15 protein-coding genes are annotated in these 21,978 nt (G+C 39.0%); 11 read left to right on the forward strand and 4 right to left on the reverse strand.

Annotated features, from left to right (window positions below):
• Positions 1-12 precede the first annotated feature (12 nt).
• The 10 genes from ACSLUO_RS00685 (at position 13) to tldD (ending at position 16,799) form a co-directional block, all read left to right on the forward strand.
• On the forward strand, positions 13-489 hold the full coding sequence (locus ACSLUO_RS00685) for a hypothetical protein (protein ID WP_448245390.1): 477 nt from the start codon (positions 13-15) through the stop codon (positions 487-489).
• Complete coding sequence (locus tag ACSLUO_RS00690) at positions 486-5,438, forward strand: DUF6701 domain-containing protein (protein ID WP_448245391.1); 4,953 nt, start codon at positions 486-488, stop codon at positions 5,436-5,438. The genes ACSLUO_RS00685 and ACSLUO_RS00690 overlap by 4 nt, the downstream gene beginning before the upstream one ends.
• Before the next feature lie 539 nt (positions 5,439-5,977).
• Complete coding sequence (locus ACSLUO_RS00695; RefSeq protein ID WP_448245392.1) at positions 5,978-7,021, forward strand: rod shape-determining protein; 1,044 nt, start codon at positions 5,978-5,980, stop codon at positions 7,019-7,021.
• A gap of 64 nt (positions 7,022-7,085) precedes the next feature.
• Entirely contained in the window at positions 7,086-7,958 is an 873-nt protein-coding gene (gene mreC / locus ACSLUO_RS00700) for a rod shape-determining protein MreC (protein ID WP_448245393.1), read from the forward strand.
• Positions 7,945-8,424 (forward strand): rod shape-determining protein MreD, encoded by a 480-nt coding sequence (gene mreD / locus ACSLUO_RS00705; RefSeq protein ID WP_448245394.1) that lies wholly within the window; start codon positions 7,945-7,947, stop codon positions 8,422-8,424. Before mreC ends, mreD begins: the two co-directional genes overlap by 14 nt.
• Before the next feature lie 13 nt (positions 8,425-8,437).
• Positions 8,438-9,028, forward strand: coding sequence for a Maf family protein (locus tag ACSLUO_RS00710; protein WP_448245395.1), 591 nt, complete (start codon positions 8,438-8,440; stop codon positions 9,026-9,028).
• Positions 9,025-10,500, forward strand: a complete 1,476-nt coding sequence (rng, locus tag ACSLUO_RS00715) for a ribonuclease G (protein ID WP_448245396.1) — start codon at positions 9,025-9,027, stop codon at positions 10,498-10,500. The genes ACSLUO_RS00710 and rng overlap by 4 nt, the downstream gene beginning before the upstream one ends.
• 2 nt (positions 10,501-10,502) lie before the next feature.
• On the forward strand, positions 10,503-14,525 hold the full coding sequence (locus ACSLUO_RS00720; protein ID WP_448245397.1) for a YhdP family protein: 4,023 nt from the start codon (positions 10,503-10,505) through the stop codon (positions 14,523-14,525).
• A complete protein-coding gene (locus tag ACSLUO_RS00725) occupies positions 14,515-15,360 on the forward strand; it encodes a carbon-nitrogen hydrolase family protein (protein ID WP_448245398.1) in 846 nt (281 codons plus the stop codon). Before ACSLUO_RS00720 ends, ACSLUO_RS00725 begins: the two co-directional genes overlap by 11 nt.
• The gene (gene tldD / locus ACSLUO_RS00730; protein WP_448245399.1) at positions 15,360-16,799 is read left to right on the forward strand and encodes a metalloprotease TldD; all 1,440 of its coding nucleotides are present in this window, start codon (positions 15,360-15,362) and stop codon (positions 16,797-16,799) included. Before ACSLUO_RS00725 ends, tldD begins: the two co-directional genes overlap by 1 nt.
• A 400-nt stretch (positions 16,800-17,199) precedes the next feature.
• Here tldD and yjgA read toward each other — a convergent pair whose 3' ends face one another.
• Positions 17,200-17,703 (reverse strand): ribosome biogenesis factor YjgA, encoded by a 504-nt coding sequence (yjgA, locus tag ACSLUO_RS00735; RefSeq protein WP_448245400.1) that lies wholly within the window; start codon positions 17,701-17,703, stop codon positions 17,200-17,202.
• A gap of 183 nt (positions 17,704-17,886) precedes the next feature.
• On the opposite strand from yjgA, the gene pmbA reads away from it, so the two are divergent.
• Complete coding sequence (gene pmbA / locus ACSLUO_RS00740) at positions 17,887-19,230, forward strand: metalloprotease PmbA (RefSeq protein ID WP_448245401.1); 1,344 nt, start codon at positions 17,887-17,889, stop codon at positions 19,228-19,230.
• Positions 19,231-19,285: 55 nt separating this feature from the next.
• Here pmbA and mgtE read toward each other — a convergent pair whose 3' ends face one another.
• The 3 genes from mgtE to rapZ all read right to left on the reverse strand — a co-directional run bounded on the left by mgtE (position 19,286) and on the right by rapZ (position 21,974).
• Complete coding sequence (mgtE, locus tag ACSLUO_RS00745; RefSeq protein ID WP_448245402.1) at positions 19,286-20,644, reverse strand: magnesium transporter; 1,359 nt, start codon at positions 20,642-20,644, stop codon at positions 19,286-19,288.
• 196 nt (positions 20,645-20,840) lie between these two features.
• Positions 20,841-21,116, reverse strand: a complete 276-nt coding sequence (locus ACSLUO_RS00750; RefSeq protein WP_448245403.1) for an HPr family phosphocarrier protein — start codon at positions 21,114-21,116, stop codon at positions 20,841-20,843.
• Between the two features lie 3 nt (positions 21,117-21,119).
• Positions 21,120-21,974 carry an RNase adapter RapZ gene (gene rapZ / locus ACSLUO_RS00755; protein WP_448245404.1) on the reverse strand — a complete coding sequence of 285 codons (855 nt, stop codon included), beginning with the start codon at positions 21,972-21,974 and terminating at the stop codon, positions 21,120-21,122.
• Positions 21,975-21,978 lie beyond the last annotated feature (4 nt).

Raw genomic sequence — 21,978 nt, forward strand, 5'->3', positions numbered from 1 at the left:
AAGTTATAAACTATGTCTTATCAGCCACTGCAAGTTAAAAAAATAAAGCAACGGACAAAAATACGAGGCTCAGCGCTGTTAGTGGCACTGTTTGTCATCATTATAATGACCTTGTTAGGTGGCGCTATTTTAAAAATGCAAATGACCAGCAGTGAAACCATTGCACAAGAAGTATTAGGGACAAGAGCTTTAGCGGCAGCCCGTACTGGCATGCAAATAAAATTGTATAAATTGTTACCGTTAGATTTAGGAATAAGCTCGGGCAGTTCAAATAATTGTACTAATTCAACGTATAGCCAGCTAACAAATATTAGTGGTTTACAACAATGCAAGGCAATTGTCACTTGTGAAAATTATGCCAATCATGATGGTGTTGCATATTACCGAGTGGTTAGTACTGGAGAGTGTGGTTCAGGTACGATGGCAAATGATAGTAAAGATATTGTTTTAAGTAGTCGTACCATTCAAGTTGAAGCGAGACGTTTATGATCACCCGCCTATGTATCGCTTTAGTTAGCAGTTTACTGGTTTTAAGCGCGAATGCTTCACAGTGCCGTGATATTTTTTCTGGTGATATAAGCTTTGCAGTGAATGGGTTACCTCTCGTAGAAGCAAGTAACCGTTGTAATGATGGTACTTGTTCACCTATTTCAACGTTCGAAAAACCGTTAACTTTGCCAGACGTTAATCCAAATGGTGCTTTTACATCAACAGCGATAGCGGGTGGGCAAACCTATGAACATACTATATGGGACTTGCCTGAAGGTTCGGTGGTTAGGTATACCGATGCGGGCACAGCGATATTACTGTTCAGTGGCAACTTAAATATTCCCGCTAATACAGTTGTTAATAAAGATGGTGATGCCGCTGATGTATTAATGGTTGTTTATGGCGCACTGACTATTGGTGATAATGCTGAGGTTAATGCTTATATTTATTCTGTTGGTGGCGCGACATTAGGCCAGAATGTGACCTTTACTGGCGCAATTTCCACTGAAGGTGGCTTAAAAGCAGATGTGAATGGTCAATATTACTTTGAACCGAGTAACGTTAACCATATTGATTCTCGTGGTTTTTGTGAAACTACACCGGTAAATATTCCTATTTCATGTACCAGTGATTTGCCTGCTTTGGCATATTCAGATGATTTTTCAACAACGAATAACAATTGGCAAAGTTATAATTTAGACCGAAGTATTAATCATTGGACTAAAGGGGCAATTGCTAATTCAAATGGTGAAAGTCAAATAATGGCTTGGCAAGTAGCGAATGAGCAATTGACACTTGTTGGCCCAACAACTGCCAACGGTGATAATGAATTTGGTTTTTTAGGCTTCGAACCTGAGTACACTCTGACTGATACCGCGACTATTGATGAATACGCGGTATTTGTTGATATTAATGCGAATAAATCTAATGTTAATAATGATGTTGGTATTATTTTTGGTTATCAAAATACAGAAAATTATTATTTAGTGAGGTGGGCAAAATTTGGTATTGGCTATCGAGATAATAGTAGTTTTCCCGGTCATTATCGTCGCTTAGAGTTGATCAAAGTAGTTGCTGGTGAGGTTGAAGTTTTAGCGTATCAGGGTGATTTTGATGCCAATGATCCTTTTAATTTAGGTGTTGTTGTTAACAACTTAGGAACCGCGATTTGTGTTAATCAACAAGAACTATTATATGCAGCGGGTGAGCAACCATTATTAAATCAAAGTGGTTTATATTCATATGATAATGACGATGGCATTGTTATTGATAATTTTGAAGCACGTTATACTAAAGTTAGCTTACCTGCTGTAGTAGCCCAGTATTCGTTTGAACAAAGTAGTTTTAGTGGTGGTATTACCGACTCTAGCGGTAATAATTATCATGGTGAAAATCAAGGGGGAGTTGTAACCTCTTCAGGTAAATATTGTTCAGCATTTGATCCTAATGGCAGTAATACGAGCACGGATACTGGTAATGCTTTTGATACCGGTGTTGATGTAGACCAAGATATAGGCACAAAAGGAACCGTGAGTTTCTGGTTTAATAGCGATATAGACTGGAATGATGAGAATGAACGTGTGTTATTTGATGGTACCCATAAAGATGCGACAGGGGTTAGTGATAAATACTTTACGTTTGAAATTATGGCATCAGGCGGGCTCAAATTTGCGTTTGAAGATTCAAGAGATGCTGACTTCCGATTACAAGAAACAAATATTCCTGCACGCGCGAAAGACGTTTGGTATTACCTTACCGTAGCTTGGGATTATGAAAATGATAGCTTTGATATTTATGTTGATGGCGAACTAATTACTTATAGTACTTTCCCTAATACGATTAATACTAATGGTCAAATTTCAGGTTTAGGTAACCTGATTATTGGTGATAATGCCGCCAAAGGGTATTCAGGTAATAATAACCTTACTTTACCTTCTCACATTTCTGCTCGAGGAAAGTTTGATGAAGTCAGGGTTTATAATCAAGTATTGACACAAGCTGAAATAAAATCGGCGATGAATGAAAATGATTGTGAGGTAGTCGAGCTAAATTACTGCGCTACCACTTTTGTTGATGCTGTTACGAGTCATAGCTCTGGCGATTATATTGATTTTGAGGGCGAGGTGAAAATTAATAATAACCCCGATAACTTGTTAGCGAGTAGTTCACTTCTAGGGGATACTGCTGCTTGTGATCCTTATGGTGATTGTAGTCGTGATAGTAATGGAGCGACACAAACGTTAGATTTGGGCGATTTTCAGCCAACCAGTAGCTCAATAGATTATAGTGTTGGCCATTGGGATGGTGGCACTAAAATTGATACCTGTATTATTGGTGAAGCTAATCCAAATAGAGAGCCATACACTAAATGTGTTGGTAATGATCAAACCGGAAATGAATTTGATGAGGTAACAGTAGGATATCAAAGTACCTTATACTTTAGTGCTAATCATGATAGTTATAAAATTTCTACCTTAAGTATCGAAGAGCAATCTAAGGTTTATTTAGCCCCAGGTGATTATTGGATTGATAAATTAACCGTTGCTTATCAAACTGAGTTGATTGTTAATGGCGATGGTGTTGTTAGGCTATTTGTTAATGATTCAACATCTAAAATTAATAATGAGGTTAAAGTAAACGAAGGGGGACAAGCAAACAATTTTATTATTTATGCTTATGGTGATCTTGCTATTGATTATAAAGCGGAACTTAATGCCTTGGTTTATTCTCAAGAACAACTAACGTTAGATAATGAGGTTGTTATTACAGGTGCGGCTTCTGCGAATATTCTAATAGTAAATTATAAAAGTGAAATTAATTATAGTTGCCAGAGTAATAGTGCGGTTATTGATCATTTTTTAATTGAGCATGATGGTCGAGGACTAACCTGTGAAGCTGAAGCTATAACACTAAAAGCGTGTGCTAACAGTGATTGTTCTTCTTTAGTTGAAAATAGTAATGCTTCGGTAACACTGACGGTTAATGAACAGACGTTAACAAACTCAACTTTTGATATTGATGATACTGGTGAATCTACTTTTATTTTTAATCATACCTCTGTTGGTGACGTTACGTTTGCTTTAAACCAAGGATATGCTTGTGCTAATGGTACTTCAACAAGTTGCGTAATGACCTTTGCGGATGCGGAGCTCAAGTTTTTTTCAAATAATACCGCAGGTATCGTCAATCAATTATCGGGAAAAAATTCTAATCAAGGATTTGGTGCTGCCGATCTTGAACTTAAAGCATTACAACGAAATACCACTACCGGAGCTTGTGAAGCTGTGGTGGTTGATAATCAATATTTTGACATTGCAGCTCAATGTAATCTTTCCACCGGTTGTAGTGAAGATATAACCATTAATAACTCAAAGATCACACCGTCAGAGAATATTAATTATCAAGCTATGGATATAGGCTTTAATAATGAAGGTGTGGCTGACTTTTGGCTAAACTACCCAGATGCCGGTAAATTAACTTTTTATGCGCGCTATAACATTCCTGTAGATGGTTCGCCCTCAGGTGTATATATTAGTGGTGAATCATCATTTATTGTTCGACCTTTTGGTTTTGATGTTGCTGTTGCCGGTAACCCAAAAGCTGAAAAAGCCAGCGGCAATAAATTTATTGCTGCGGGTGAGGCATTTACGGTGACATTAACCGCGAAACAATGGCAAGCGGCAGACGATATTAATAATGACGGGATTCCTGATAATGGGGCAGACCTGAGTAATAATGATAATGTGACCAATTTTTCAGGGGAAAGTGCCGTGCTAACACATAGCTTAGTAAGGCCGATTGGGGGAAATCTTGGTACATTATCAAATGGTAATTTTGATAACTTTGTTACCCCATCACAAAGTAAAAGTATGACCTGGAATGAGGTTGGTATTATCCGGTTGGATGCTAGTTTAACGGATAATGATTATTTAGGTGCTGGCGATGTTCAAGGGAACCTCCCTTTTGTTGGTCGTTTTACACCGGCACATTACAAGCAAACGGTTGAAGAGCATGGTGTTTTAATCGGAGAATGTGGTACTTGGGCTTATACCGGGCAAAAAGATGCGGCCACTCAATTATCTGGTGCCATCACATATAGCCAGCAACCGGAATTAATTATTACCGCATATGCAAGTAACGGGAGCGATATTACTAAAAACTTTACCTTAGGTAGTACAGCGGAAGATAACTTTAACAAGCTGTCGGTAGCCGGCGTTGTGTTAGCTGATGGCGTTAATAACGATGGTATTCTTAATGATAAAAATCAGCTAGGTAAAAACCAGACAGATTTAGTTACTGTGTCTGCTAATTGGGCAACGGCAACTTTAGCTAATCATGACGAACAAGGAAGCTTGCGCTATACCTTTAGTGATTTTGACCATTACACTTATATTAAAAATGCGAATAGTGAAGTAGCACCATTTACTGCGGAAATTCCTTTGCTAGTTGAGTCAATCACCGACAGTGATGGTATTACCCAAGGTGGTGATGCTAGCGATTTAATAGAAGCTACCGCCACAGGGGTGGAAATGCGTTTTGCTAGGTTATTAATGAAAAATAGCTATGGCCCTGAAACACTTCCGCAATCAATTCCTATGCAAGTAGAATTTCTAGCAGATAGTGGCGAATATAGCGTTAATACCCAAGATAACTGTACTGTCATTGCCACGGATAATAATGAAATGACAGTGACGGATATTAATTTAGGGGGAACTCTGCCGACGATAGCAGAAGCTAGTCAAACACTAGAGTCTGGTGCGGTTTCTTTTCTATTAACGCCACAGTCAAGCAATCGTGGTAGTGTTAAGCTTGAGTATAACGCTTTCCCTTGGTTAGATTATGATTGGAATGGTGATGGTGCCTTTGATAATAATCCAACCGCTATTGCGACCTTTGGTTTATATCGTGGTAATGATCGTATTATTCAGTGGCGCGAAATAAGTCCATAAGGTTTAGGGGCTGTTAATAATTTAGCTGAGAGATAAAATCGTTTTAATCAAGGCTAAATTATGTCGTTTAGTCATCTAAGCCAATAATTTTAACGCTCACAAAAGCGATTTTAGCCTCAGTCCACAGGGCAATGGCTATTTGTTGCTTACATGGATGAAAGTACCTAGCTTGAGCAAGATGCGGAAACTGTGAGCAGTGTTTACATAGAGTCGCTAAGCTACACATTGCTCGTCGTGATTAAAACGGTTTACTATCTTTAAATAACTGAACAAACTTTAAATAACCGAAAAAATTCAACCGCGAAAGTTCAACAGGCCTGAGCTTTATCATTAATTTCGCTTTTTTATACGAATATTTATATCTATTCATCATTTAGCATGAAAAAAATCACTTTTTTCATGTTTTTTTACATTAGGCATATTACATCTACTTGATACTGAGTTATGATTGCCTGATATAAAGTATTATCACATCTTGTTATGCAGAATTAGTAGAGAAATAATTCATCTACTGATCGGGTAAAGGACACTTCAAACTTATGTTTAAGAAATTACGCGGTATGTTTTCTAACGATTTATCAATCGATTTAGGAACAGCAAATACACTTATTTATGTTAAAGACCAAGGCATTGTGCTTAACGAGCCTTCGGTTGTTGCGATCAGACAAGATCGTTCAGGTGGTTCGAAAAGTGTTGCTGCTGTTGGTACGGCGGCGAAACAAATGTTAGGTAGAACACCCGGCAATATTGAAGCCATTCGTCCAATGAAAGATGGGGTGATTGCTAACTTTTTTGTGACTGAAAAAATGCTGCAATATTTCATTAAGCAGGTGCATAGTAATAACTTTTTACGCCCAAGCCCTCGTGTTTTAGTGTGTGTACCTTGTGGTTCTACGCAAGTTGAACGCCGAGCGATTAAAGAGTCTGCTGAAGGTGCTGGCGCACGTGAAGTTTATTTAATTGATGAGCCTATGGCGGCAGCAATTGGTGCCGGTATGCCAGTATCAGAAGCCACAGGTTCTATGGTTGTTGATATTGGTGGTGGTACTACAGAAGTTGGTATTATTTCACTGAACGGTGTGGTTTATTCATCATCGGTACGTATAGGTGGCGATAAATTTGATGAAGCGATTATTAACTATGTTCGTCGTAACTTTGGTAGCTTAATTGGTGAAGCAACAGCAGAGCGCATTAAACACGAAATTGGCTCGGCTTACCCAGGCGAAGAGTTAATGGAAATTGAAGTTCGTGGTCGCAACCTTGCTGAAGGTGTTCCACGTAGCTTTACCTTAAACAGCAACGAAATTTTAGAGGCATTACAAGAGCCATTATCAGGTATTGTTAGTGCTATTATGGTGGCATTAGAGCAATCACCACCTGAATTAGCGTCTGATATTTCTGAACGTGGCATGGTGTTAACTGGCGGTGGTGCACTATTAAAAGATTTAGATCGTTTATTAATGGAAGAAACTGGCATTCCAGTGGTTATTGCTGATGACCCATTAACTTGTGTTGCTCGTGGTGGCGGTAAAGCGATTGAAATGATTGATATGCATGGTGGTGATTTATTCTCTTACGAATAAATCAGATTTTTTCGCATGTCATAGTTAATCCTCGTATACATGAATAAGAGAAGATAATTTCTCGATGACACCGATATTTAAAAACGGACCTTCTTCACAGCACCGACTCGTTTTGGTGCTGTGTTGTTCTGTATTGTTAATTTTTTTCGATCATAAAATGAATAGCTTCGAATTTGCGCGTAGCTATTTGCAATCAATGGTTAGTCCATTGCAATACCTTGCTAATACCCCTAAGCAGCTTGTCACTTGGATGAGTGAAAACTTAGTTACCCGCCAAAGATTAATGGAAGAAAATCAAAAATATCAAGCCCAGCAGGTATTGTTTCAAGAACAAAGCATGCAACTCGCCATTATTAAAAGTGAAAATAAACGTTTAAGAGAGTTATTAGCTTCGCCTTTACGTGCTGACTTGAAAAAAATGGTTGCTGAGATTATTTCTGTAGATAGTGATCCTTATAGTCACCAAGTGGTTATTAATCGCGGTGCTAACAATGGCGTTTTTGAAGGACAGGCAATTATTGATGATCAAGGGGTGGTTGGCCAGGTATTACATGTTGGCGCGACCAATAGCCGTGTTATTTTAATTACCGATCTTACCCATGGTGTACCGGTACGAAATCAACGCAATGGTATTCGTATGGTGGCTTCGGGTAGTGGTAGAATTGATCGTTTAATCCAAAATCACGTGCCACATAGTGCCGATGTTAAAGTAGGTGATTTATTAGTTACTTCAGGCTTGGGCGGCAAATATCCGGAAGGATATCCGGTTGCTCGTGTCAGTTCGGTTGAACAAGATGAATCTCGCCCTTTTGCCCGCGTTTATAGCCAACCGATCGCTCAAATTGATCGCTTACGTTATTTATTATTATTATGGCCTGGTGCATCAACGTCACTAAACACACCTGTGGTCAAGGAGCCGGCTAATGTTAGCGAATAATGGCTTGATCATTCTTTTCACCTTATTGCTGGCATTAATTGTTAGCATTATGCCAATGCCACTGAGCATAGATATATTTCGTCCTGACTGGGTGTTAGTGGTTTTAATTTATTGGGGCATTGCTCTACCTATGCGGGTGAATGTTATTACCGCAGCGGTTATGGGATTTATTCTTGATGTTTTATTAGGGGCAACGCTTGGTGTCCACACTGCTGCAATGGCCATTGCTGTTTATATTGCCGTCGTAAATTATCAAAAAATACGTAATTTCTCGCTGTGGCAACAGTCACTTATCGTTGGTGTTTTAGCGGCGTTATATCATTTGTTAGTGTTTTGGTTACAACGCTTTTTAACCGATATTGTTTTTTTACCGAGTTATTTATATCCGGTTATCTCTTCGATTGTTATCTGGCCTTGGTTATTTTTACTGTTAAGAAAAGTCAGACGACATTTTAAAATTAAATAAGTGAGCTGCTATTGTGGTTATATTGGCATCTAAATCTCCTCGTCGTAAAGAATTATTAGCTCAGTTAGGTTTTGAATTTTTAGCGGTTAGCGCTGATATTGATGAATCTATTCACCTTGATGAAACACCGCGCCATTATGTTGAGCGTTTAGCCATTGAAAAGGCGCAGGCAATAGCTAGTTTTCCTGAGTACCGCGAAGCCTGTGTTTTAGGTTCAGACACGGCAGTGGTAATTAACAATGAAATTTTAGGTAAACCGGCGAACCAACAAGCAAGTGCTGAAATGTTAGCTAAGCTTTCTAATACTAGGCACCAAGTTTATACCTCAATCGCGGTTGTTATGGGCACACAAGTGCTTAGTAAAGTGGTAGTAACGCATGTTGATTTTAAAGCGTTAACCCATGACGACATCACGGCCTATTGGCAAACAGGCGAGCCACAAGATAAAGCGGGTTCTTATGGTATTCAGGGGCTAGGTGGGCAATTTGTCAAAAGTATTAACGGAAGTTATTCGTCAGTGGTTGGTTTGCCTTTGGTAGAAACCGCAGAATTATTAACGCAGTGTGGTATTAAACCGACACTTGCGATGGGAGTTATAACATGAGCGGTGAATTATTAATTAATGTGACACCAAGTGAAACACGGGTTGCTCTTATTGAAAATGGTGTGTTGCAAGAAGTCCATGTAGAACGTGAATCAAAACGTGGTTTAGTAGGTAATATTTATTTAGGTAAAGTGATCCGCGTGTTACCCGGTATGCAAGCGGCTTTTGTTGATATTAACTTGGATAAAGCCGCGTTTTTGCATGCTGCAGATATCAATTCAAAACTTATCACCAATGAAGATAGCGTAAAAGATAACTCGAATGCACAAGTACCAGATATAAAAAGCTTGGTACATGAAGGGCAGTTATTAATGGTACAAGTGGTCAAAGATCCACTAGGTACTAAAGGGGCACGTTTAACAACCGATATTACGATTGCTTCACGCTATTTAGTATTGATGCCTGATTCAAGCCATGCCGGTATATCTCAACGTATTGATGATGAAAGTGAGCGCTTACGTTTAAAAGAAATAGTTACCCCATATTGTGATGACAGCCATGGCTTTATTGTGCGTACCGCAGCGGAAGGGGTGGGTGATGATGAACTTAAGCATGACGCTGACTTTTTACGCCGATTATGGCTAAAAGTATTAGAGCGAAAAAAACGTCGACAAACTAAAGCGCCTATTTATCAAGATCTGTCTTTAGCTTTTCGGGTATTACGCGACTTTGTTGGCATTAAACTCGAGCGTATTCGTATTGATTCAAAATTAACCTACGACGAACTTATTGAGTTCACTGAAGAGTTTGTTCCTGAACTAGCTAAAGTGATGGAGTATTACCCCGGTGAACGACCCATTTTCGACTTGTTTGACGTAGAGCAGGAAATTCAACGGGCGCTACATCGTAAAATCGATTTAAAATCAGGTGGTTCGTTAATCATTGATCAAACCGAAGCCATGACCACCATTGATATTAATACCGGGGCTTTTGTTGGCCATCGTAATTTAGAAGAAACTATTTTTAATACCAATATTGAAGCAACCCAAGCAATTGCACGACAGTTAAGGTTACGTAATTTAGGCGGTATTATTATTATCGATTTTATTGATATGAGTAATAAAGATCACCGTAAGCGCGTATTGCATAGTTTAGATGTCGCATTATCCAAAGATAACGTTAAATTTAACATTCATGACTTTTCCCCTTTAGGTTTGGTGGAAATGACGCGTAAACGTACCAGAGAAAGCTTAGAGCATATTCTTTGTGGTGAATGCGAAGTTTGTCATGGCCGCGGTCAATTAAAAACCGTAGAAACTATTTGTTTCGAAATTTTAAGAGAAATTGTGCGGGTTAAACGAGCTTATGATGCCGACAAATTTATTGTTTATGCCGCGCCAGCCGTCAGTGAAGCGTTAATTAATGATGAATTTCATCACTTAGCGGAACTGGAAGTATTTATTGGCAAACAAATTAAAGTTCAAACCGAATCCATGTATAATCAAGAGCAATTTGATGTTGTCATGATGTAACGATGAAATTAGCAACCGCACTACACTATAGCCTACGATGGCTTTATAAAAGCATTGCCATTTTGCTGGTGGTGTTTGCGGTACTGCTGAGTTGTTTACGGTTATTTTTACCTTATGCTGAAAATTATCGTGATGATTTACAAAACCATATTAATAGCACTTATCAAACCAATATCATTATTGGTAGTTTAAACTCTGGCTGGACGGCAAATGGCCCAACCTTATTAGCGAAAAATATTTCACTATTAAATGCCAACGGCGTTAAAATTTTTGTTGGCAATTTTGAAGTTGAATTAGACTTTTGGCAAACCTTATTGCATCGCCAATTGATCACAACAAATTTTAATCTTGAAAACACTAAAATTTACTTTGATCCAACACGTTTTGAAAAACTGAAAAAATCAGAAAAAGACCGTGTTGTTCTAGACAAGTTATATAATTTATTTCTTACCCAAATTCCTCGTTTTACCATTCGTGATAGTCAGGTACAAATTCAATTTTCGAGTGCTACACGCACCTTATTTATTTCTGAACTGGCTTGGTTGAACGAAGGAAAAGCTCACCGTGGCAAAGGAGAGGTGATTGTTGATGGGTTATCAACCAATAAGCTTAGCTTGTTAGTTGATTTGGAAGGGAAAAATAAAGACGAACTTGATGGCCAAGCCTACTTTGAAGCCAATAATATTAATATTACGCCATGGATTGAACAGTTTTTGGCAATTGAAGACGATAAAACAGACTCGGCCATAAACTTTCAAACGTGGTTAAAAATCGATAAAGGTTACGCTGAACAGTTAATTGTTAAATTTGGTGACAACCATATCAGTTGGCAAGAAGATGAACAAAAACAAGCTGTTGATGAAGCACATAAGTTAACCATTAATGATGGTTATTTTGTTATTCAAGCAACTGAAAAAGCCAGTCAGTTTCGCTATTATTCATCCCCCATAAAATGGCAAGTTAATGATAAACCACAACAATATATAAAGTTTAATGGCGCTATGACATACCAGCAAGTGTCTGGTTATGTCTCAAGATTAGATGTTGAAAGCATTGTGGCATTAAATCCACTATTTATTACAAAACCTGAACTGCAGGACATGTTATTGTCGTTAGCACCGCAGGGTGAATTTCATGACATTCAGTTTAATTATCACGATACGTTTAGCTTAGTTAGTCAATTTAGTCGTGTGACCACCCAAAATTTTAATAGCATTCCTAGTATTGAAAATTTATCAGGGACACTGGCTTACCAAGAAGGTAAAGCTCTACTTAACCTTAGCGCCCAAGATGGCCATTTAGACTTTGGTCGACATTTTAAATGGCCGATCCCTTATCAAGCAATCACGGCAGATATTTTATTAACCTTTGATCAAGGTATACTGGCAAAAGTAAGTGATATTAATTTGGTTTCTCCTGAGTTATCACTTGAAGGTGAGCTTGTAGTTAACGTTCCTAATGATGATGATGCCTCAATGGCGTTATTGGCTTATGTTGATAAGGGGAAGGCCGAGTTTGCTAAACATTATTATCCACATTTATTGATGGGGGATGATTTAGTGAATTATCTTGAACGAGCCATTACTGACGGTGAGTTGAATAATGCTGAAATTGTCTTCGATGGTTATTTTAATGATTTTCCTTTTACCGATAAACCCGGTATTTTTTATGTTGATGCTCAATTAGAAAATAGCAATTTTGTTTTTGACAAAAATTGGCCGGCAATTGAAAACTTAAATGCCAATTTAAATTTTACTAACAATAGCATGATGATAACTGCGCATTCAGGTTCTTTAAAAGGATTAAATGTTAATGGTGTGCAGGTTGGTATTGCTAGTTTAAGCGATAATCAAATATTAACCGTTGATGCTAAAATTAATCAGCAGAAACCTGCGCATATTTCCGCTTTAATGAATGCTAGTCCGTTAGCCGACTCAGTCGGTACGGTATTAAATACCGCCGTATTTAGCCATCCTATCTCGGGCGAGTTTTCTCTCGATTTACCTTTAGATGATGCCGATAAAGCCATTGCCAAAGGTAAAATTAACTTCTCAAACAATGATCTGCATTTGCAAACGCCTGATATGCAGTTTGCTAATTTATACGGAGAGTTAAGTTTTAATAACGATATTATTAAGGTCAATAATATTGCGGCTAATTGGCGTGGTATGCCCATGAACTTTTCTGTGGCAGCACAAAATGAAGCTTTACTTTATCGAACGGATATTCAGTTTTCAGGCGATTGGTTAAAAGAATTATGGAAAATTGAAATTCCTGAGCCAATACAAAAATACCTTGATGGTTCACTTAACTGGCAAGGTAATTTAGCGCTATTAATTCCTCATGGCAGTGATGAGCTTGCTTATCAATTAGAGTTAAGTGCGGCGCTTGATGATAATCGTTTAAATTTACCAGCCCCTTATACTAAAGCGGAAAATATGCCATTAAGTTTGCAAGCATCCGTGACCGGCGATAACGATTTGTCACGTATTCAAGCAAACTTAGCGGATAATTTAAGTTTTTATGGCGAGCTATCACATCAGCAAACCGCTTTTACACGCGCTCACTTAGTTTTAGGTAGTGAAAAAATGATGCTGCCATTAGATGGTTTTCATATTTCTGCATCACTAGAAGAAGCTGATGTGGGTGAGTGGCAGCCTTTTATTGGGGATATTTTAGCGTCTTTACCAAACAGCGATAATAAAACACCAAATCAACAGGTTTTAATAGAACAACCTGAACGAATTCGTGCGTCAATTAAACAATTAAATTTTTTGGATGAGTCGTTTAATGATGTTTCATTAAATATGCTGGCGCAAAAAAATTGGTGGTTATTAGAAGTTAACGCGAAAGAATTACGTAGTCAGATCAAGCTTTATCCCGATTATGACGAGCAGGGCTTAGACATTAATATTGATTTTTTAAATATTGCTGAACAACCAATCCCTGAAGTGTTAGAAGAACTTACTCAAGAATTAAGCCCAACAGCCAATAACAAAACTGCTCATAGCAATGAAAAACCAGCGAGTAAAAATGTGGCTACAACTTCATTTACAGCGCTTGATCATGCTAACAATCAAACCATATTCAATAGTTTACCGCCGATAAAGTTTAACTGTGAGAGCTGCAAAATAGGCAGTTTTGATTTTGGTACCGTTGCTTTTGAAATTGCGAAAAGTAGTGAGCAATTAATGTTGCTAAAAAACTTTTCGGCTAAACGCAAAGGTTTTGAAGCGCGCTTAGCCGGCCAATGGTTAATGCAAGATGATTATTCAAGTAGCCAGTTAGCGGGTAATATTCAGATAAAAAATATTGAAGCTGAAATGGATAAAATGAGCTTTGATTCGATCATTAAAGACAGTGGTGCCGAGTTAAAATTTGATATTAATTGGCTTGGCGGTTTACAAGATTTTTCAACCCATAATTTAAATGGTGAAATACACAGTGTTATTGACGATGGTTACCTTGCCGATGTCAGTGATCAGGCACGTATTTTTTCTATTTTAAGCCTACAATCGTTAGTGAGAAAATTAACCTTAGATTTCCGTGATGTTTTTAGTGACGGTATGTTTTATAGCGAAATCAAAGGTGATTCAACCATTGAAAATGGGGTTATTTATACCGACAACATGAAAATGAAAGGCTCGGCAGGTGATTTGTTAGTTCAAGGTAATACTAATTTGGTTAGTGGGCAGCTTGATTATCGAATGTCGTATAAGCCAAACTTAACCTCAAGCCTGCCGGTACTCGGCTGGATTGCGACCTTGAACCCGGTCGCAATAATTGCCGGGGTTGCTATTGATGAAGTGATCACCTCTAATGTGGTTTCCGAATTTACTTTTGAACTCACTGGTTCGATAGATGAGCCTAACTTAAAAGAAGTTAACCGTAAGAGTCAAAATATTAGTGTTGGTCGTTCAACACCGCCAAAAGTGGTGGAAGAGCCGATTGAAGCGGAAGCATCAGATACGAAAATTACGCCGTTAAAGCAATACACACCGATTTACGAGAATAATGATGGTTAAGTTATCGGCAATTCAATTAACTTCAACTCCTGATGTTGAGGAGAATTTAGCGGTGATTGATGGCTTATTGACTCGACTTGAGCCGACAGTAGAACATATAGTGGTGTTGCCCGAGTGTTGTTTATGTTTTGGTGGCAATGACCAGACAATTTTTAAATTAGCTCAAAAAAATCAACTAACAAATAGCTTAACTTCATCGCTCAGTGGTTTAGCTAAAAAGCATCAAGTTACCTTAGTGGCTGGAACCATTCCGCTATTGTCGCGAAATGGTCAAAAATATCGTAATACTAGCTTTGTTTTCTCGCCAAGTGGTGAAGTATTAGGGCATTATGACAAAATTCATTTATTTGATGCCAATGTTGATGACCGACTTGATGATGGGCAAGCGCATTATTTAGAATCATCATTTACCCAAGCCGGTGAACAGGTTAGCATGGTGGATATTGGCTTTGCTAAGCTAGGTTTGTCGGTTTGTTATGATCTTCGTTTTCCTGAGTTATATCGTGCTTTAAGAAGTTTAGGAGCTGATGTTATCACGGTACCAAGCGCCTTTACTAAAGTGACGGGTCAAGCTCATTGGCAGCCATTATTACAAGCCCGAGCTATTGAAAATCAATGTTATGTTATTGCCGCCGGTCAGCAGGGTAAACATGAAAATGGCCGCGAAACTTGGGGACATAGCATGATTATTTCACCTTGGGGTGAAGTGTTAACCTGTTTACCTGAGCAAGCCGGCATTATTTCTGCCGAATATAAAAAACAAGAAATATCACGGATACGTCAGGCGATGCCTGTACATGTTCACAACCAATTTATTGTAGAGTTAAAAAATTAATGAATATAGTGGAATCAGCATTATTAACAGATAGCCAACTTGATGAAAATTTTCTCACCCAAACGTTAGAGAATATTTGTTCTAATCAAATCGATTTTGCTGATCTTTATTTTCAGTCGAGTAAACACGAATCGTGGATGTTAGAAGACGGCATCGTTAAAGAAGGCTCTTATAACATTGAACGTGGTGTTGGGGTACGTGCTATTTCAGGTGAAAAAACAGGCTTTGCGTATTCTGATGATATTTCACAAGTGGCATTAACAAAAGCTGCGGAAGCGGCAAAAGGTATTGCGGGCGCAGGTGTTAGTGGCAAAATTCAAGCTTTTGCTCGTCAACCCCACGTTGAAATTTATCAAACTATCGATCCATTAGGCTCGTTAGGGCAAGAGCAAAAAATTAATTTATTACATGAAGTTGAGGCGCATGCCCGTTCACAAGATAAACGTGTAAAGCAAGTGATTGTGAGTTTGTCTGGTGTTTATGAAACCATTTTGGTGGCAGCAACTGATGGTACCTTTGCTACGGATATTCGTCCTTTGGTGAGGCTTAACTGTTCAGTGTTAGTTGAAGATAATGGTAAACGTGAACGAGGTAGTTCAGGTGGTGGTGCGCGTACCGACTATAGCTACTTTTTTGAAGTACTAGGTGATAAGCCGCGTTATAAACAATATGCCGAAGAAGCTGTGCGTCAAGCCTTAGTTAATTTAGTGGCGATTGATGCTCCTGCCGGCACCTTTCCTGTAGTTCTTGGTGCGGGCTGGCCAGGTGTTTTATTACATGAAGCGGTTGGTCATGGTTTAGAAGGTGACTTTAACCGTAAAGGGTCATCGGCTTTTTCAGGAAAAGTAGGTCAACAGGTGGCTTCTGAGCACTGTACCATTGTTGATGATGGCACTATGGCAAATCGCCGAGGTTCGTTAAATATTGATGATGAAGGGACACCAGCACAATATAATGTCTTGATCGAAAAAGGCATTTTAAAAGGGTACATGCAAGATAAGCACAATGCTCATTTAATGGGAGTGAAGCCTACTGGTAATGGTCGCCGTGAGTCATACGCTCACTTACCGATGCCGCGTATGACCAATACCTATATGTTAGCTGGCGAACATGATCCTGCCGATATTATTAAATCGGTTAAAAAAGGAATTTATGCGCCAAACTTTGCAGGCGGGCAAGTTGATATCACCTCAGGTAAGTTTGTTTTTACCAGTGCTGAAGCTTATTTAATTGAAGATGGTGAAATTACTTCGCCAGTTAAAGGTGCTACGTTAATTGGTAGTGGCCCTGAAGCCATGAAAAAAGTGAGTATGGTTGGCAATGATTTACAATTAGATGCCGGTGTTGGCGTTTGTGGTAAAGATGGTCAAAGTGTCCCAGTTGGCGTTGGTCAACCAACACTAAAAGTGGATGAAATGACTATTGGTGGTACTCAGTAATCGGGTCATTTCATAATAAGAAAAGGCCGAATTCATTGAATAATATTTGTCAGTTAAGCGTTCTAAAAATAAAATACTTTTTATCCTGAGTTGCTTCTTCATTATATTGTCGCGGTGGCGACGGCACCCAAGGGGATGCTAACGCCACTATCCCCTTGGAACCCCATGGCGCTGCTATAAAATGTTAATCTTCCTGAAAAACTCAATATCTCGAGCTAACGCTTAGATGGCACATCCTTGTGCCACTGCGCTTTGCCATCATCCATGATGGCATCAGCTGATATTGATTTTTTCATCCAGACATTTTATCAAGCAGAATTATGCTTTCTGCAAGTTGGTGTTGTTAACTGATTAACATTACGTACTTATTGGGAATGTTTGATAGCAGAGAATAAACCGACTACTTATTTTCTTTAATATATTGAAATAAATCGCGATAACTTTTGCCAGGCTTTTCAGCTTTAACTTCTTTTGCCGCTTGGCGAATTAACTGTCTTAATTTCTGCCTTTCCATGTTTGGTGACTCAGCCAACAAAGCTTCAGCGTCATCATTGTTACCCGCAATTAATTGGTCGCGTAATTGTTCTAATTGCTGAAACTTGATGGTTTCTTGCTGATGTTTATTTGCTATTGCATCCATTGCTAGGTGAATGGCTTCTAGATCGGCTTCACGTAATAATTTGCCAATATATTGCATATGGCGTTTGGCCGCTTCGTGTTTATTTTTAATTTTATCAGCAAGCACTAGCGCATCTTTCATATCGTCATCTAGGGGTAATTTTGCGCGCTGTGCTTTCGACATGGCAACAATTTTACGACCAAGAGCTTGTAACTCATGCATTTCTTTTTTTATTTGGGACTTACTGATGAATTCTTCATCTTGCTCTATAGGGGCTTTGCTCATTGAACTATTCTTATTGAAATAAGGGATTTGGATAAATATGTCGGCATTATACTATAAAATTATTCGCACGTACCGCTTAGCGTTACTCTTGCAGTTTTTTACATAAGATAATTTTCTTTCAAACTAGCACCTAGCGGTGGAAAGCGTATAATGTTGGGTAATATTTACACCTGAATCAATAACATGTCACAACTATTAGATATTAATCAACAGATCCAAACAGTAAAAGACCGTGTCGAAAAAGTTTTATCCTTAGCAAAATCGCTTGGTGCTGACGGCGCTGAAGTGGCGATGAGTCGACAATCTGGCTTAAGTGTTAATACTCGCTTAGGTGAGGTGGAAAATGTTGAATTTACCAATGATGGTGCTTTAGGGATCACGGTTTATCAAAATGGTCGTAAAGGTAGCGCATCAACGGCAGACTTATCTGAAAAAGCATTAGCTCAAACAGTTGAAGCGGCTGTTAATATCGCTAAATATACCTCAGTGGATAAATGTTCAGGTTTAGCTAATAAAGACAGGTTGTTATTTGATGCTCCTGATTTAGATTTATACCACCCGGAAGCGATGACCACTGAAGAAGCAATTGAACTTGCGACACTGTGTGAAGAAACCGCTATGGCAGCAGACAAACGCATTACCAATTCAGATGGTGCTACTTTAGCGAGCTTTGAAGGGTTTAAAGTGTATGGCAACAGCCATGGCCAATTAGTGGGTTATCCAAGTACGCGTCATAGTTTAAGTTGCGTCGTGATTGCCAGTGATGGTGACGATATGCAGCGTGATTATGCTTATAGTGTAAATCGTCAATTTAGTGAATTAATGACACCAAAAGCGATTGGTGAAAAAGCGGCGACAGAAGTGGTTTCACGGTTAAATGCTCAGAAACTTTCAACACAAAAGGTGCCTGTCATGTTTCGCGCAGATATAGCGAATACTTTTTGGGGACATTTTATTGCGGCCATTAGCGGTGGTAATTTATACCGTAAATCGTCATTTTTAGTTGATGCATTAGGGCAACAAATTTTCCCAGAGTTTTTAACTATTGAAGAGCGCCCACGGATAAAAACGGCGTTAGCGAGTAGTTCGTTTGATAGTGAAGGTGTCGCTACCATAGATCGTAATATTATTACCCAAGGAAGTTTAGATACCTACTTATTAACCAGCTATTCTGCTCGTAAATTAGGGCTTGAAACAACAGGACATGCTGGCGGTATTCACAATTGGTTGGTTTCATCTAATGGTGGTGATTTTGACGCTATGCTGAAAAAATTAGGCACAGGTTTATTAGTTACGGAATTAATGGGGCAAGGCGTTAATGTGGTTAACGGTGATTATTCACGTGGTGCTGCTGGTTTCTGGGTAGAAAATGGCAAGATTGCTTATCCGGTTTCGGAAATTACCATTGCGGGTAATTTACAAACCATGTTTAAAAACATTGTTGCTGTAGGTAATGATATTGATATGCATGGAAGTATTCGTACCGGTTCAATAATTATTGATGAATTACAAGTAGCGGGTAGTTAGGCTGGCTAAAAGCTAAAAGCTAAAAGCTAAAAGCTAAAAGCTTGAGTCTTCTAGCTTAGCTTAACATCAAGGTTGCTGTACCTAAGAAGGCAAAAATACCTACGACATCAGTCACTGTGGTTAAAATAACACTGCCTGCTAAGGCTGGGTCTATTTTCATTTTTTTCAGCATTAAAGGTACGGTTACACCGGCAATACCTGCGGCGGTTAAGTTCATCACCATGGCAAAAGCAATAACACCACCTAAGACTAGATCTTGTTTCCAAATACTGACTACCACGGCAATTAATACCGCCCAAATGATGCCATTTAAAAAGCCGACAGCTAGCTCTTTAAGTAGTAAAGCACGAGAGTTACTTTCGCCTATTTGACCTAAGGCCATGGCGCGAATAACTAGAGTTAATGTTTGATTGCCGGCCACACCACCCATACTTGGCACTAAGGTATTAAGTACGGCTAGAATAGCAAGCTGGCTTAGAATACCTTCAAACATACTAGATACGGCAACTGCCATTAGTGCGGTAATTAAGTTAACACCAAGCCAAATAGAGCGCTGTTGGGTACTTTTTAACACAGGAGCGAAGGTATCCGCTTCGTCGTCTAAACCCGCCATACTCATCATAGAATGCTCGGCGTCTTCACGAATAATATCAATGACATCATCAATTGTGATACGACCAAGCAGGTGGCCTTCTTGATCAATGACGGGTGCCGAAATCCAATCGTAACGCTCAAATAATTGCGCAACATCAGTTTCGTCCATATCGGCTGTCACGGCTTCAATATCTTTATCAATTAAGGTTGAGACAACGGTTTCTGGTTTTGAAGTAATGATCGTGGTTAAAGATACCGCACCGATAAAATGATCTGCGCGGTCAACCACATAAAACGAATCGGTGGCTTCGGGTAACTCACCTTTTAAGCGTAAATACCGGATAACAACATCAACTGTAACATCAGGTCTGATTGTTATGGTATCTGTATTCATGATACCGCCAGCGGTATCTTCTTCGTAAGAGAGGGCTTCTTCTACGCGGGCTCGATCCTGCGAGTCCATTGACCGGATAACTTCCCGGTAAACACTATCGGGTAAGGTACGAAGTACTTCTGCTAAATCATCAACATCCATGCCTTCAGCAACAGCAGCCAGTTTTTCTGGTCGCATGCTCTTAAGGATACCTTTACGGACTTCTTCGTTTAGCTCTTCAAGTACTTCACCGTGGTGATCAGGATCAACGAGTTGCCAAAGTACCGGACGGCTTTTAGCTGGCGAGGATTCTAGAATTAAGGCAAGATCATAGGCAGAAGTGTTCTGTAATAATTTACGGACAGAAACGAACATACCGCTATCAAGTGCTTGATTGACTTGCTGGAGGCGTGTGTGTGTATCTTCTTGCTCTATTATTTCCGGCATAATCATAATCCTGTGCCGATTAAAGGGTTTTACTGTTTTGAGTTTACGATGAAGCTAGCGGAAAATCATGAACGTTTGATGAAAACAAGCGGATTCATATTTTATTAACCAGTATCTGCCTTTGATTGTAACGCAACTTACTGGTTTTTTCAGCTTTTTTATTATTAACAGGTGAATTTACTGCCTAAAGGAGCGCTTATTCACCTTCTTCAAATTTATCAGTGAATAGCTGACAAATACTATCTAAGGCAGCTTGGCCATCAGGGCCGGTTGTTTTTACACAGACTTCTTTGCCTTGGCTGCCTGCTAATAACATTAATGCCATAACACTACTGGCGTCGGCTTGTTTATCGGCTAACGCTACGGTCACTTTGGCATCAAACTTTTGACAAAGCTGGGCAAGTTTAGTGGCTGCACGAGCATGCAAGCCTAATTTATTAGTGATGATCAGAGTTTTTTCAAATTGAGACATAAGTTAGGTACTTTTTACTTCGATATCGCGATGCCTTGCTTGCACATCACCACGTTCTTTTCTTAAATTATTTGCCAATAAATCAGCAATGTAAACAGATCTATGTTTGCCACCCGTACAACCTATAGCAATGGTAATGTAACTACGGTTATTACGCTCTAGGTGCGGTAACCATGTCATCATAAAGCTATTAATTTGCCAAATAAATTTAGTGACTATGGGTTGGCTTGCTAAAAAGTCTTTTACCGGCTGATCTTGTCCAGTCAGCCCTTTGAGGCTTTTTTCCCAAAATGGATTGGGTAAAAAGCGAGCGTCAAACATATAATCGGCATCTTGCGGCACACCATGTTTAAAGCCAAAAGATTCAAACACTACCACCATATTACCGGTTTTTTTGCCTAAAATACGCTCTCTAACTAAATCGGCTAATTGATGCGGAGTGAGTTGACTGGTATTTATGTACAAATTAGCGCGGGTGGATATTGGCTCAAGTAATTTTTTTTCTAATGAAATCGCTTGATCAAGTGCAATGTTATGTTTAATTAATGGATGTAAGCGGCGTGTTTCACTAAAACGTCGGATCAGATCAGAGTCGCTAGCATCTAAATATAAAATACTTAATTCAACACTATTAGGTAAATAGTTGATGATTTCAGGAATGTCATTAGGATCAGCTGGTAAGTTACGAACATCTAAACTAACTGCCACTTTTTTACTGTCATTAATAACCGTGTGGGTTAGTGCGGGTAACAAATTTACGGGAATATTATCAACACAATAATAACCTAAATCTTCAAGTACTCTTAAGGCGACTGATTTACCCGAGCCTGAGCGTCCGCTAACAATTAACAGCTTCATAAAT

This window comes from Thalassotalea agariperforans, assembly GCF_053470345.1.